The sequence below is a fragment of the Loigolactobacillus jiayinensis genome (genome assembly GCF_003946445.1).
In the GTDB taxonomy this organism is placed as follows: Bacteria; Bacillota; Bacilli; order Lactobacillales; family Lactobacillaceae; genus Loigolactobacillus; species Loigolactobacillus jiayinensis.
On the sequence record NZ_RHOF01000024.1, the window covers coordinates 18066 to 31260 of the forward strand.

At 42.1% G+C, this 13195-nt stretch carries 13 protein-coding genes; 9 read left to right on the forward strand and 4 right to left on the reverse strand.

The features are described 5' to 3' along the window. Positions 1 to 99: 99 nt before the first annotated feature. The gene (locus tag EKM80_RS07270) at positions 100 to 960 is read right to left on the reverse strand and encodes an aldo/keto reductase (protein WP_125552458.1); all 861 of its coding nucleotides are present in this window, start codon (positions 958 to 960) and stop codon (positions 100 to 102) included. A 629-nt stretch (positions 961 to 1589) separates the two neighbouring features. On the opposite strand from EKM80_RS07270, the gene EKM80_RS07275 reads away from it, so the two are divergent. From EKM80_RS07275 to EKM80_RS07290, 4 genes are all read left to right on the forward strand, one after another. Beyond that, the gene (locus EKM80_RS07275; RefSeq protein WP_125552459.1) at positions 1590 to 2984 is read left to right on the forward strand and encodes a Na+/H+ antiporter NhaC family protein; all 1395 of its coding nucleotides are present in this window, start codon (positions 1590 to 1592) and stop codon (positions 2982 to 2984) included. Between the two features lie 65 nt (positions 2985 to 3049). Continuing rightward, the gene (locus EKM80_RS07280) at positions 3050 to 3610 is read left to right on the forward strand and encodes an NUDIX hydrolase (RefSeq protein ID WP_125552460.1); all 561 of its coding nucleotides are present in this window, start codon (positions 3050 to 3052) and stop codon (positions 3608 to 3610) included. A gap of 52 nt (positions 3611 to 3662) precedes the next feature. Continuing rightward, entirely contained in the window at positions 3663 to 4214 is a 552-nt protein-coding gene (locus EKM80_RS07285; RefSeq protein WP_125552491.1) for a sugar O-acetyltransferase, read from the forward strand. Between the two features lie 499 nt (positions 4215 to 4713). Next, a complete protein-coding gene (locus tag EKM80_RS07290) occupies positions 4714 to 6321 on the forward strand; it encodes a BCCT family transporter (RefSeq protein WP_225418836.1) in 1608 nt (535 codons plus the stop codon). Positions 6322 to 6373: 52 nt separating this feature from the next. On the opposite strand, the gene EKM80_RS07295 is transcribed toward EKM80_RS07290, so the two are convergent. Together EKM80_RS07295 and EKM80_RS07300 are read right to left on the reverse strand one after the other, a co-directional pair. Next, positions 6374 to 6751, reverse strand: a complete 378-nt coding sequence (locus tag EKM80_RS07295; protein ID WP_125552462.1) for a YbaN family protein — start codon at positions 6749 to 6751, stop codon at positions 6374 to 6376. A gap of 250 nt (positions 6752 to 7001) precedes the next feature. Beyond that, on the reverse strand, positions 7002 to 8309 hold the full coding sequence (locus tag EKM80_RS07300; RefSeq protein ID WP_125552463.1) for a hemolysin family protein: 1308 nt from the start codon (positions 8307 to 8309) through the stop codon (positions 7002 to 7004). A 345-nt stretch (positions 8310 to 8654) separates the two neighbouring features. On the opposite strand from EKM80_RS07300, the gene EKM80_RS14840 reads away from it, so the two are divergent. Further along, complete coding sequence (locus EKM80_RS14840) at positions 8655 to 8816, forward strand: hypothetical protein (RefSeq protein ID WP_164509516.1); 162 nt, start codon at positions 8655 to 8657, stop codon at positions 8814 to 8816. Between the two features lie 131 nt (positions 8817 to 8947). On the opposite strand, the gene EKM80_RS07305 is transcribed toward EKM80_RS14840, so the two are convergent. Then, complete coding sequence (locus EKM80_RS07305) at positions 8948 to 9388, reverse strand: Hsp20/alpha crystallin family protein (RefSeq protein WP_125552464.1); 441 nt, start codon at positions 9386 to 9388, stop codon at positions 8948 to 8950. A gap of 272 nt (positions 9389 to 9660) precedes the next feature. On the opposite strand from EKM80_RS07305, the gene EKM80_RS07310 reads away from it, so the two are divergent. Genes EKM80_RS07310 through EKM80_RS07325 form a run of 4 tightly spaced genes read left to right on the forward strand, consistent with a single transcriptional unit; the run spans position 9661 to position 13065 of the window. After that, positions 9661 to 10836: a betaine/proline/choline family ABC transporter ATP-binding protein gene (locus tag EKM80_RS07310; protein WP_125552465.1), complete on the forward strand. Its 1176-nt coding sequence runs from the start codon at positions 9661 to 9663 to the stop codon at positions 10834 to 10836. Then, a complete protein-coding gene (locus tag EKM80_RS07315) occupies positions 10833 to 11468 on the forward strand; it encodes an ABC transporter permease (RefSeq protein WP_125552466.1) in 636 nt (211 codons plus the stop codon). Before EKM80_RS07310 ends, EKM80_RS07315 begins: the two co-directional genes overlap by 4 nt. Next, complete coding sequence (locus EKM80_RS07320) at positions 11468 to 12397, forward strand: osmoprotectant ABC transporter substrate-binding protein (protein ID WP_125552467.1); 930 nt, start codon at positions 11468 to 11470, stop codon at positions 12395 to 12397. Before EKM80_RS07315 ends, EKM80_RS07320 begins: the two co-directional genes overlap by 1 nt. Continuing rightward, on the forward strand, positions 12397 to 13065 hold the full coding sequence (locus EKM80_RS07325) for an ABC transporter permease (RefSeq protein ID WP_125552468.1): 669 nt from the start codon (positions 12397 to 12399) through the stop codon (positions 13063 to 13065). The genes EKM80_RS07320 and EKM80_RS07325 overlap by 1 nt, the downstream gene beginning before the upstream one ends. Positions 13066 to 13195 lie beyond the last annotated feature (130 nt).

The following is a 13195-nucleotide window of genomic DNA, read 5'->3' on the forward strand; positions in this document are numbered from 1 at the left end:
ATTGTAGCACTTTGCATGTGATTTGCATAACTATTTATGGGAACAATTTAAGGTCGTTAGCACAATAACAAAAAAACCGCCTTAAAAGGCGATTTTAACTTACCAAGAAATTGAATCTGGATTGGTGGCAACACCGGCAACACCATGTAGTTTATCGATTGCAGCAACATCAGCCGTGCTTAATTCAAAATCAAATAGTTGTGTATTTTCTTGGATCCGCTGAGCGTGTACTGATTTTGGCAATGGTAAAAAGCCGTGCTGTAATGACCAGCGCAGAACAACCTGTGCGACTGTCTTGTGATATTTTTCCGCAATCACTTTGAGCTCAGGTACATTGAAAATTTTACCAGTACCGAGTGGGCTATAAGCTTCGGATAAAATATTGTGGTCATTATTGTAGGCAACAACTTCTGCCTGTAAGTCACTAGGGTTTAAGAAAATCTGATTCACTTGTGGCGTAACCGTTGCAGTTTTAAGCAATTCTTCGATATGCTTTGGCCGAAAATTAGAGACACCAATTGCCCGTAATTTACCCGCAGTTTGCGCTTCTTCCATTGCACGCCACGAACCAGAATTGGCTTCGATCCATTCATCACGAAAAGCGATTGGATTTGGCCAGTGAATTAAATAGAGATCTAAATAGTCGAGACCAAGATTAGTTAATGACTTATCGATGGCTTTTTCAGTGTTTTTATAGCCGTGGTCTTCACCAGTTAATTTAGATGTGACCCATAAGTCTTCACGGTTGACGCCACTTTCACGGATGCCTGCACCAACGCTGACTTCGTTGCCATAGGCGAAGGCAGTATCAATGTGGCGATAACCAGCGGCAATTGCAGCTTTGACGGATTCTTTAGCAACGTCACCATCTGGCGTTTGCCACGTACCAAAACCGACGATTGGAATCTTAGTGCCATTATTTAAAGTGAATGTATCGGTTAATTTAGTTAATTGAACCAAAATAATTCCCCCATTTCTAACTCTACTATAACAATAGTTTGGTGGATTGAACTGCTTTTTGTTGCAAAGATTTATTTGAACATATTGTGTAAGTGTGTGATGAGATAGAAAAAAAGAGCAGCTGCAGCTTAAAAATAACTAGATTTTTACTTTGTTAATGAATTAAACAATAAAAATCAGCGCGCTAGCAAACGCGCTTGAAATAAATTACAGTTGACAGTACTGTTTTTCGATGATAGGCTACAAGTAATTTAAAAAGTGAACTTAACAGGACAAAAAGTAGTTCGTTTATCTGGGTGTCAGGAAGTCGGTGGTTGCTGCGAACCGATCAGGATAAGCTAACCAAATACCGTTCTGTGTTCAAACGGAATTCGAGCGCCGTTATCTGCTTGCAGAGTGGCGTGTTAAGCGCAATCTGGGTGGTACCACGGCATCAGTCGTCCCTGTTACATTTATTTGTAGCAGGGACTTTTTTTATACTCAGAATGGATAAAAAGGCGTGTATTAATTTATTTGAAATTGATTTTATTGGAGGAGAACGCGATGCAACAACATTGTGGTGGTAAGGCTCGTTATCGGTGCTGCTGATCAGTTGAAGAATCAGTAGTGAAGATGAGGAGAGAAAAAATATGCAGAACAAAATGAAAAAATTAGGTTTTACTGAAGCGTTGATCGTTTTAATTATTGTGTTAGCCGTCATGGGTATTGGTGTGATCGGGTTTGGCTTGTCACCGCAAGTGCCAGTTATGTTAGCGATGAGCTTAGTCATGATTTGGGCCAAATGGCGTCATTCTGATTGGGCTACCGTCAACGTAGGAATCGCTGAAGGAATTGAAAAAGGAATCATACCGATTTTTATTTTTATCTTGATTGGTGCGATGATCAGTACATGGATCGCTGCTGGAACGATTCCCACCTTGATGGTAGTTGGGTTTAAATTGATCAGTGTTCGCTGGTTCTTGCCCTCTGTTTTTGTGGTGTGTGCTTTAGTGGGGGCGGCAGTTGGTAGTACGTTTACTGTTGCTTCTACGGTTGGTTTGGCGTTTTTCGGTATGGGGATGACAATGAACTTGAATCCAGCCATGGTCGCTGGTGCGATTATTTCCGGCGGGATCATGGGGGACAAGTTGTCGCCCTTATCGGAAACCAATAATCTGGCTGCTGCCGTGGTTGATATTGATTTATTTGATCATATGCGCAATCTATACTGGTCGATTCTACCTGCTGGTGGGATCACGTTGATTATTTTTAGTTTCCTAGGCCATACCAGCACTAATGCTAGTTTGGCGCGGATCCAGCAAACGGTTAGTATTTTGAACCAGCATTTTGCTATTTCTTTTTGGGCGATGATCCCGATTATCTTAGTGTTTGCTTGTGCTGCGTTGAAGGTACCAGCGATTCCAACGATGCTGTTAAATGTGTTTGTAACCGCTGGATTATTGTTAGCGGAACAACCACATTTAGGCTTGAAAAATTTGGCAACAATCATTACTGACGGTTTTGTTGCACACACCGGTAGCGGTAGTGTTGATAAATTATTGTCGCGTGGGGGTATTGTTAGTATGATGCCAACAGTTGCCTTGATTGTTTTAACCTTGTCACTTGGTGGCTTGCTAGTTAAGTTTGGGTTGATCGAAGCAGTCATGACACCAATTGCACAACGATTAAATAATAATGGTAAATTGATTCTAGCTGGTTTAGCGGCTTGTATTGGGGTCAACTTATTTGTTGGTGAACAGTTTCTATCAATTATTTTACCAGGTCGTGCCTTTAAAAAAGCCTTCAATCAAGGTGGCTTAAGCGACGAAACCCTAGGTCGTGTACTGGAAGATGGTGGTACGGTGATCAATTACCTAGTGCCCTGGGGTGTTGGTGGGGTCTTTTTGGCCAACACATTAGGTGTTCCTACTATAGAGTATCTACCGTTTGTTTTCTTCAGCTTGCTGTGTCCAGTGATGTCATTATTAAGTGGCTTCACCGGAATTGGTTTGTTACGTTTAAAAAAGCCAGTTAAATCGCTATAATAGACTTCAAGGCTGCCGCTAATTTGCCGGTAGCCTTTTTACTTGTAAACGAAAGGTTGATCAAATTGTTAAATTTTAAGAATGCCGGCCAACCTGGCCAAGTACGCACGGAACAACAGCTTTATCATGGTTATATTTTTGACTTAGTTCAGCGTCAAATTAAAACGCCAGATCAAATGATGGTGACCCGCGACGTTATTTTGCATCGACCAGCAGTGGCGATCCTAGCCTTGACTGACAAGCAACAAGTTGTGGTCAATAGTGAGTATCGGGCTGGCGTTAATCAGGAAAGTATCGCGTTGCCAGCCGGCTTGTTAAACGAAAATGAGGATGTAACCACTGCAGCAGCGCGCGAACTAAGTGAAGAAACTGGCTACGTGGCGCATGATCTACAAGTGCTGACGACTGTAGCCTCGTCAGAAGGGTTTACTGATGAACGGGTTACTTTAGTTTTGGCTCATGTGCATGCAAATGAAAAAGTAGCTACTAATTTTGATACTGATGAATTTGTTAATAGTCAATTGGTGCCATTAGCTGATTTAATTGCGTTGATCAAAACTGGTACAGTGCAGTCAGCACAGACTGTAGCGGCAGTCAGCTACTATTTGGCCTTTTGTCAGCAGTAACTTTTCTGCTACCCTAAACATTTAGTTGGAAGTATGGTATGGTGTTAATATGATGAATAAAACAGAGCGAGAAAAAATGACTGCCGGTGAAGCTTATCAGCAATTTGACCCTGAATTGGTCGAGCGCCGTAAGTTTATGCGCCAGCAGTTAAAAGAAATCAACGCAATCGTTGACAATGAAACCCGTAACCAGCGTTTTAAGGCGTTAATAGCAGATACCGGTGATGACTTCTTCGTCGAAAGTGAATTTAAATTTGATTATGGCTTCAATATTCACATTGGCGATCATTTCTACGGTAACTACGACATGACGTTTTTAGACACTTGCCCGATCACTATCGGCAGTCACTGCTATTTTGGCCCTAATGTCGGCCTTTATACGCCAGTCCACCCGCTAGATGCGGCGCGGCGTGATGCAGATGTTGAAATGGGCGCGCCCATCACGATTGGCAATAGTTGCTGGTTTGGCGGCCGTGTTACCGTGTTGCCTGGCGTTACGTTAGGCAATGAGGTTGTTGTTGGTGCTGGTTCTGTTGTTACAAAATCGTTCCCAGACAAGGTCGTGATCGCCGGTAATCCAGCGCGTATCATTAAGCAATTATAATTACAGAGAATGATTGGAAAAGTTGATAAAATTTGCTTTTCCAATCCCGTTTTCACTAACTTTATTGAAAACAACTAGTGGAAACGGGCCTAAAAAGGTGGATTGGTGGCGTATCGCCATATTGCAAAGACTGCACCACAATCGACAGGCCTTTTTACCCATTCTGGTCACGAATTCCTTGCGCTCAATTGCATTGAGCAAGCTTAATTCCAAAAAAAAGAAAGAAGGCAATACTGCGACTGAAACTCACCTAGAACGGGGGTAACCTCGCGTGGCACTATATGTACCGGTGATCAAGGATGAATCCGGGAATTAACGACTGGGGACTGGGAGCGCCTGTGTTAAATAGCATAAGTGGTTATTTAATGATTGAGATGGCGCTATAATCTGTTGGCAAAAGTTTGCCACAGTACCAGGACGAATCAGTAATTTTCCTCTAGGGCACGTCAGTTGTGGACGTGTTTTCAGGCGCAGGTTTATAATTTTAAAAGCAAAACAAATTGATCGAACCGTTTTTGTACCAACTGTAAGTCTTTTCGTGTTAATGTCGGTGGCACTGTTACTTGGTGGCCATTCATTGCAGCATTGGTTAGCGTCTTTAATGGATGGCATTACGACTAATATGGGCTGGCTATTCTTCGGTGTATATATTCTGAACTTCGTTTTTTTTGTTTACTTAGCGACCAGCCATTTTGGTCGCATTCGCTTAGGCAAAGCGACCGACAAACCAAAGTACAATAATTTTCAATGGGGTAGTATGGTCTTTGCCACAGCAATTGATGCTAGTATTTTAATGTTGAGCATGGTCGATCCGTTGCGAGCCGTTGCACATCCTGCTTTTAATGTTAAGCCGTTCTCGCATTTAGCTTATTTTGATGCCAGTATGTTTGGTCAGTTCGACTGGGGCCCAATGGCGTGGATGATGTTTGCGTCGGCAACGATTGCTATCGGTTACGCCATGTACAACAAGCATCGCTCTGTACAACGTTTAAGCGAGGCCATCACCTTACTTGATGGTCAACAAGGCTATAAAAAAGTACTGCGCACGTTTGTCGACTTTTTAGTTGTTGTCGGCATTATGGGTGGTATCGGTTCTTCCGTTGGTTTGGAAATTCCAATTTTGGCCACTGTTGTTCATAGCTTTACCGGCGTTCCCGATAATTTTATGCTGAAGCTAGCATTGTTTGCGATTCTATTTGTCTTATTTGCTTTAACTGTTTTTGCTGGTCTCGAAGGTGGGATCGATCGGTTAAGTGCTGCTCATATTTGGACTGCCGTTGGCTTTTTAGTCTTCGTCTTATTATTAGGTCCAACTAAGTTCATTGGTCATTTAGAGTTAGGTAATTTAGGACACCTAGTTACACGATTTATTCCGTTAAGTACTGGGCTTGTCGGCAAGAACCCCGTAACGACCAACGCTAATACAATTTTCTATTGGGGTTGGTGGTTATCATACATGCCATTTACTGGGTTGTTCATTGCCCGGATCTCCAAAGGACGGACAATTCGACAGATCATCGTCGGGATGTTGTTATTTGGCGCTCTTGGCTGTATGAGTTTCTACGCCATTCTTGGTGGCTACTCGTTGTACTTACAACATAGCGGTATTGTGAACTTGGTTGCTATTTTAAATAATCAAGGGCAAGCTGCCGTCATCGCTAAAGTTTTGAGTACTTTGCCATTTAAAGTTGCCGTTTTAATTTTCTATGCGTTGTCATGCTTTATTTTCTTAGCAACAACCATTTCTTCGTCAGCATTTATTGTTTCCTCGCTGACCAGCTTGAAATTAAAGAATGGTCAAGATCCAAGTCGCTTCAATCGGATGATCTGGGTTGCGGTCTTTATCTTCTTTTCAATGGGGATCGTCGTTGTTGGTGGTTTCAAAACCGTCCAAACGATTTGTATCTTAGCTGGTTTACCGTTAATTTTCGTTTGTCTCTTGTTGTTAGGTTCAATCGTACAGATGGTATGGGCGGATCAAACGGTTTACGCAACCAAACGAACACGGGCTGGCTTGGAGCACGATGCTGAAGTGCAAGTGCAGAAATTACGTAAAAAACAACAAGGCAAGGTTGCTCACAATGGCTTAGCACCAGTCAGATATTAAAAAATAAACGTCCACTTAGCTTAACGGTTTTACCGTTGCTAGGTGGACGTTTTTATTTTTCTGGTTTGGCGGTCGGCCGTTTTTTCAGATACCAGCTAATGCCGATAACTAAGCTGACGTAGATAATAACAAGCAGGATACGAATTAAATGATGATCGACTAGTACTGCTGAAAGTAAGAAAACTAAGCCCATCATGCCAAACATTCGCTGTTTGGCGGCACGAGTCATCCGCTTTTCTAAAAAAGGTGTGGCGTATTTTTGATAAAGCGGCATGCTTACTAATTTAGCATGGAGTTTTGGTGAACTGCGGCACCAGAAAAACCCAGTCAATAAATAAAAAACCGTTGTCGGCAAAACTGGTAGCACAATGCCCATTGTGCCGAGGCCAAAAGTGAAGGTGCCAAGGAAAAGATAAATATATTTTTTCATAGTGGGTACCTGACCTTTTAACGTTTATTAAAAGTATAGCATGCGGCCATTCAGTGTGCACTCATTGTGAATAAGCCGGCAACTAGACGTGATCAGAAAATATTCCATAGACGCACTTTCGAACAAGCAATCAGGCGTTAACTTTAACTGCTTGTGTAAACTGCTGTATAGCTAGCGGATGAGCAAGCGACTAGGCAAATTAAAAAGCCTTGGCCCAAAATAAATTGAGCACAAGGCAATAACTAAACAATTAGTTAGTTTCTGGTAGCCGAGTCACTGTGACCCAGGTAACGTGCTGATTGTCACCCACTTCGGCAACAACAAAGTTAAAAGGCGCAACAGTTAATTCTTCGTGCAAACCGATAGTGGGCTGCTTTTCCAGTAAATAACCAGATAGCGTTACTGCATTACTTTCCTCAAGCGAGGGAATACGCGTTTTGAAGGCAACCTCAAAATCACTAAGGGTGATCTTGCCATTGACGCGGTAACTGCCGTCAGCTTGCTTTTGCACATAATCTTTATCGCGGTCATTTTCATCTTGAATATCGCCGAGTAATTCTTCATTGATATCTTCATCGGTCACAATGCCAGCAGTACCACCGTATTCATCGGTAACTAGCGCAAATGGTGACTTAGTGCGTACCATCATTCGATAAATTTCGTTGATCAGCATATTTTCTGGAACGCGCGCAATTGGTCGAATCAGTTTTTGTACGGAAACACTGGGATCGACGGCGTTTTGTTTAGCCAAATCATAGGCGTAGACGTAACCACGAACTTGATCACGGTTTTGCTCAACCATCACTGGAAAGCGGGTCAGGCCAGTTTCTAAGTAGTGTTGGTAGGCAGCGGCAACATCGTTTTGATCGCTGATAAAGCTGGCGGACGTTCGATCGACCATAACATCCTTAGCTTCGCGGTCATTGAAATCAAAGCCACGGGAGATAAAGGTTGCATCGTCAGGATCGATCGTACCACCGCGGACAGCTTCACGCGTAATGCCAAGAATTTCAGCTTGAGTGAAAATATCTTCGCTTTCGGTTGCCACCGTATAGCCGAGTAGTTTCAACACAGCCGCGGCCGAGAGATTCATAAACCAAACTAGCGGAAAGGCAATCTTTTGAAACCCACTAACGGGGCGGGTGATCAAGAGCACGATTTTGTTAGGCCGATCAATGGCCATCGATTTAGGCACTAATTCGGTTAAGACAACTTCCAAATAGGTTAAAACAATGATACTAACAGTTGAAAGTAGCCAATTTTCCGGCAAGTCAACACCAAACTGGGCGAAAAGCAAGACGATCGTTTCCGACAACGTACTTTCCCCAATGGCCCCCATTAAGATACCCGTGAAGGTGATTGCGACTTGGGTCGTTGATAGCGTATCGTTTAACTTTTCTAATAGATGCAGCGTGACTTTAGCGGTACGATTACCGTTGTCAATCAAGCCTTTTAAGTAAGATGGTCGCACTTTGAGTACGGAAAATTCAGCCGCCACGAAAATGGCAGCAATAAAACCAACCACAATAATGATCAGCCAATTAATAAGTAAGCCCATACGAATTCCTCCAGTAAATAAATTCTATTACCATTAGTTTAGCGGATTCATAGACTTTGCGCTACTTCTATGGTTTTTAAGCTGTAGCTGAACCGACTATTGCCAATATGCACCTATTGAATTAGTAGAAATAGGTCCCAAAAGTAGCCGCCAAGGCATGTTTTAGTTTCATGCTAAAGTCGTAGCTGAAAATCAATAATAAGCGTGATGGCGAAAACTTAATTTTTTGTTAAGCTAAAACTAACGATAAAAGTTAGCATGTCCATTAAAAGCGGCGTCATGTCTGGCGCTAGAATGGGCACGATAGTTTTCGGGACTTACTATATTAAAACAGGAGGCGGCACGATGCGATTTCTGAAGCGTTTTGATTTTTGGCTGGCAGTGGTGTTCATTAATTTGTTTATTATTTGTTTACCGCATAATGTAGAAGAGATTCATTGGTTGAGCTTAATGTTGACTGCAGCAGGGGCTTTACTGGCAAGCATTAGTGCGGCACGCGAGTTATGACTACATATTATTAAGATAGCGGCGGCTATCTTTTTTAATTGCGCCAACAAAAATGAGGCCGTGATATAAATTGACTTATATCACGGTCTCACAGGGAATTAGGTTAAATGAACTTATTTCAGCACCAAGGTTTATTGAATTTCAATCTGATGTTTAGTGGCTTCAGCAGATTTTGGTAGCGTAATCGTCAAAACGCCATCATTGTACTTAGCCGTAATTTTATCTTGAGCAACACCGGGTAGTTGATATTGCCGTGAGAATTGACCGTAGCGCCGTTCACGATGAACTAATTGATCGTTTTCGTCACGCTCGTCAGTTTTCTTTTCATTTTTAGCACTCACGGTGAGAATGTCATTTTGATAATCGATCTGCAAATTCTTTTTATCAATACCAGGTAAATCAATGGTTGCGGTGTAAGCTTTATCGTTTTCCTTAATATCAGTGCGCATTGCGTCACTGAAATCAGGGTCTTGGAAGCCATCATCAAAGAAGCCATGCGCTAGCCGATTGAAGAAGCGACCTGCGCCAAAATCCATTAAGTCATTTTGCCGATTCATTAAATCATTTGCCATAACAAAAGCCTCCAGTTATTTTTTTATTTTGTAGGTATTTGATTACCTTACAAATTCTATTATAGTCAAAGTTGGTCAGATTTCCAGTAATTAGCACTCAAACATTTAGAGTGCTAATTTGCAATTGTCCATTAGTTACTTGATAATAAGAGTATGAACGAACATGATACGGCTTAAATTATGGCATTAGCCGCGTAAATTTTTGCAATTAAAGTGAAAATATGTTTACCATAAGAAGCGTGATTTTAGATTTTTAAGAAGGTGATGAGCAAATGACATTACTAAAAATGTCGCATTTGAATAAGATTTATGGCGGCACAAAGGCTGTCGACGATTTTAATATGGAAATTGAAAAAGGCGAATTTATTTGTTTTATCGGGACGTCCGGTTCAGGTAAAACAACGACGATGCGGATGATCAACCGCATGCTTCATCAAACTTCAGGAACGATTGAAATTAATGGTGAAGATATTGCCAAGATGGATCCGGTAAAATTACGGCGAAAAATCGGTTATGTGATTCAGAACGTTGGTTTAATGCCCCATATGACGATTCGGGAAAACATTGTATTAGTACCAAAATTATTAAAATGGCCCGAAGAAAAGCGTAACGAAAAGGCCAAAGAAATGATTAAAATGGCCGAACTACCTGAAGATTATTTGGATCGCTATCCGGCTGAGCTCTCTGGTGGTCAGCAGCAACGAATTGGTGTTGTCCGTGCATTGGCAGCGGATCAGGATATTATTTTAATGGATGAACCCTTTGGTGCGTTGGACCCAATCACACGTGAATCTTTGCAAGATCTAGTTAAGGATCTACAAGAGCGTTTGGGCAAAACCTTTATTTTTGTGACCCATGATATGGACGAAGCGCTAACTTTAGCGACACGAATCGTGATCATGTCGCATGGTAAGCAAGTTCAGGTGGATACACCGGATAATATTTTACGTCATCCAGCTAATGAATTTGTAGAAAGCTTGATTGGTCAAGATCGTTTGATCCAAGCGCGGCCTAGTATTACGACTGTCGGTCAGGTTGCGACTAAGGCCGTTTCTGCCCGTGAATCGCAAACACTTAAAGAAGCGTTAGGCGAAATGCATAACAAGCGTGTTGATACGCTACTAGTGACTGATGATGACGGCGTACTGCGCGGCTTCGTTGGGATTGAACAAATCAACCAATATTACGGCACCGGTAAAGAAATTGGCGATATTATGGATAAAAACATCTTCTATGTAAAAGAAGATTCAGTTATTCGTGATACAGTTGAGCGGATTTTGAAGCGTGGTTTTAAAAACGTACCAGTAATTGATCATGACCATCACTTGGTTGGTATCGTAACCCGAGCGACGCTGGTCGATATGGTGTACGATGCGCTTTGGGGTGAATCCGATAAACCAGAAAAAGCGGATCAGCCGGATAAAGCCGAGGCAGGTGATCAAGCGTGATCGCATTCTTTCAAGAATTTGGCGGCCAATTACTGTTAAAAACCTGGCAGCATATTTATATTTCGGCGATTGCTCTATTTTTAGGGGTTATCGTGGCGATTCCATTAGGCGTGCTACTGACTCGCTATAAAAGAATCGCGGGCTTTACCATTGGCTTGGCTAGTGTTCTGCAGACAGTGCCAGCGATGGCCTTACTGGCAATGATGATTCCATTATTTGGGATCGGGGCACTACCAGCTATTGTGGCGCTATTCATCTATTCTTTATTGCCAATTCTACGCAATACTTATTTGGGTATGGAAAATGTTGACCCAACATTGCGCGATGCAGCTAAGGGGATGGGGATGAGTAACCTACAATCGATCATGCGCGTCGAGTTACGCATGGCAGCACCAGTGATTATGGCTGGTGTGCGTTTGTCGGCTACTTATGTGATTGCTTGGACTGCGTTAGCTTCATATATTGGCGCTGGCGGACTTGGTGATTTCATTTTTAATGGCTTAAATTTATACCGGCCAGATTTAATTTTAGGTGGCTCAATTCCGGTAATCATTTTGGCCTTGATTGTTGACTTCTTGCTTGGTCGGTTGGAGTTGTTGCTAACGCCACGAACGAAACAGGAGGGAAATTAATGCGTAAATCTAAATTATTTAAATTAACGCTACTCTTTCTGTCCTTGGTTATGGTTATGTCAGGCTGCGGTTTTCCTGGTCTTAGTAGTGACAGCAAAGATACAGTCAGAATTGCGGCTCAGAATACGACTGAACAGCAGATCATGGCGGCAATGCTACAACAATTGATTGAACACTATTCTAATTTGCATACGACGGTAATCAGTAATCTTGGTTCTGGCACGGTCAGTTTCAATGCGCAAAAACGTGGCGATGCTGATCTCACTGCTATTCGGTATAACGGGACGGATTTTCAAACTGTATTAAATGAATCTGGTGTTACTGATCCGGCCAAGGTTGACCAAACGGTGCGAAAAGAATTTAAAAGTAAGTACCATATGACTTATTTCCCGAGTTACGGCTTTGCCGATACGTATCAATTTATGGTCACGCAAAAGTTTGCTAAGGAACATAATTTGAATACGGTCAGTGACTTGAAAAAGGTTGCCCCTAGCATGAAGGTTGGGATCGATCAGATTTGGATGAATCGTAAGGGTGACGGCTATGCTGGTTTTAAGAAGGATTACGGCTTCAGCTTTGGCCGCGTGTACCCAATGCAGATTGGTCTAGTTTATAATGCCTTAGCGAGTGGTAAAATGGACGCCGTGTTAGGTTATTCAACGGATGGGCGTATCGCTAGTTATAATTTAAAGCTACTAAAAGATAATTTAAATTATTTCCCACCATACAATGCTAGTGTTGTCGTGAATGATTCGGCCTTGAAGCGTCATCCACAATTAAAAGGAATTTTGAATCGTTTAAATGGTAAAATTTCAGTGACAACAATGCAGCATTTGAATTATCAAGTCGATAATAACTTGCAAGAACCAGCAGTTGTTGCGAAGCAGTTCTTACAAAAACATAATTATTTTGAAAGGAGTGACGATTAATGCAAAGTATGAATATCTTAGAACAACTTTTCTATTATTTTGCGCATAATGGGATGTATGTGCTTGAGCAGTTTAATCGTCATTTTTTAATTTCAATTTATGGGGTGTTGCTGGCAGCAATTGTTGGGATTCCAATCGGCATCTTTATTGCGCGTAATCGCAAGCTGAGTGGTTGGGTGATCGGTATCGCCAATGTGATTCAAACAATTCCATCCTTAGCAATGTTGTCGATTATTATGTTAGGCTTGGGCTTAGGCGTAAATACAGTTATCGTGACGGTGTTCTTCTATGCGCTGTTGCCAATCATCAAAAATACCTATACTGGTATGGTCAACGTCAATAGTGACGTGTTAGATGCAGGTAAAGGGATGGGGATGACGCGTGTACAAGTGTTACGGATGATTGAAATACCGTTATCGCTGTCGGTGATCATGGCTGGCCTGCGTAATGCACTGGTACTGGCTATCGGTATCACCGCGATTGGCTCCTTCGTTGGTGCTGGTGGTCTAGGTGATATTATTATTCGTGGGACTAATGCGACGAACGGTGGTGCCATTATCTTAGCAGGGGCATTGCCAACTGCTTTAATGGCAATTATCGCTGATTTAGTGCTTGGTTTCTTCGAGAAAAAATTTGATCCCAGTACACGCAAAACAGCAAAGGATTAGCTGGGTGTAATCGCTTGCAATTGAGTGCAAGACCTGCTATATTTAAATTAAGGAAGACGGAGAGACTAATCAAGGTATGACGAGTTAGTCGTCACCTGTAGACGCCAACGTGAGATTGCGTAGAAAAACA

What these genes read in the sequence shown, in the direction of transcription:
- EKM80_RS07325 (WP_125552468.1), top strand. Translation starts at nt 12,397, where the DNA reads ATGCAAAGTATGAATATCTTAGAACAACTTTTCTATTATTTTGCGCAT.
- EKM80_RS07320 (WP_125552467.1), top strand. Translation starts at nt 11,468, where the DNA reads ATGCGTAAATCTAAATTATTTAAATTAACGCTACTCTTTCTGTCCTTG.
- EKM80_RS07305 (WP_125552464.1), bottom strand. Translation starts at nt 9,388, where the DNA reads ATGGCAAATGATTTAATGAATCGGCAAAATGACTTAATGGATTTTGGC.
- EKM80_RS07295 (WP_125552462.1), bottom strand. Translation starts at nt 6,751, where the DNA reads ATGAAAAAATATATTTATCTTTTCCTTGGCACCTTCACTTTTGGCCTC.
- EKM80_RS07275 (WP_125552459.1), top strand. Translation starts at nt 1,590, where the DNA reads ATGCAGAACAAAATGAAAAAATTAGGTTTTACTGAAGCGTTGATCGTT.
- EKM80_RS07300 (WP_125552463.1), bottom strand. Translation starts at nt 8,309, where the DNA reads ATGGGCTTACTTATTAATTGGCTGATCATTATTGTGGTTGGTTTTATT.
- EKM80_RS14840 (WP_164509516.1), top strand. Translation starts at nt 8,655, where the DNA reads ATGCGATTTCTGAAGCGTTTTGATTTTTGGCTGGCAGTGGTGTTCATT.
- EKM80_RS07310 (WP_125552465.1), top strand. Translation starts at nt 9,661, where the DNA reads ATGACATTACTAAAAATGTCGCATTTGAATAAGATTTATGGCGGCACA.
- EKM80_RS07285 (WP_125552491.1), top strand. Translation starts at nt 3,663, where the DNA reads ATGAATAAAACAGAGCGAGAAAAAATGACTGCCGGTGAAGCTTATCAG.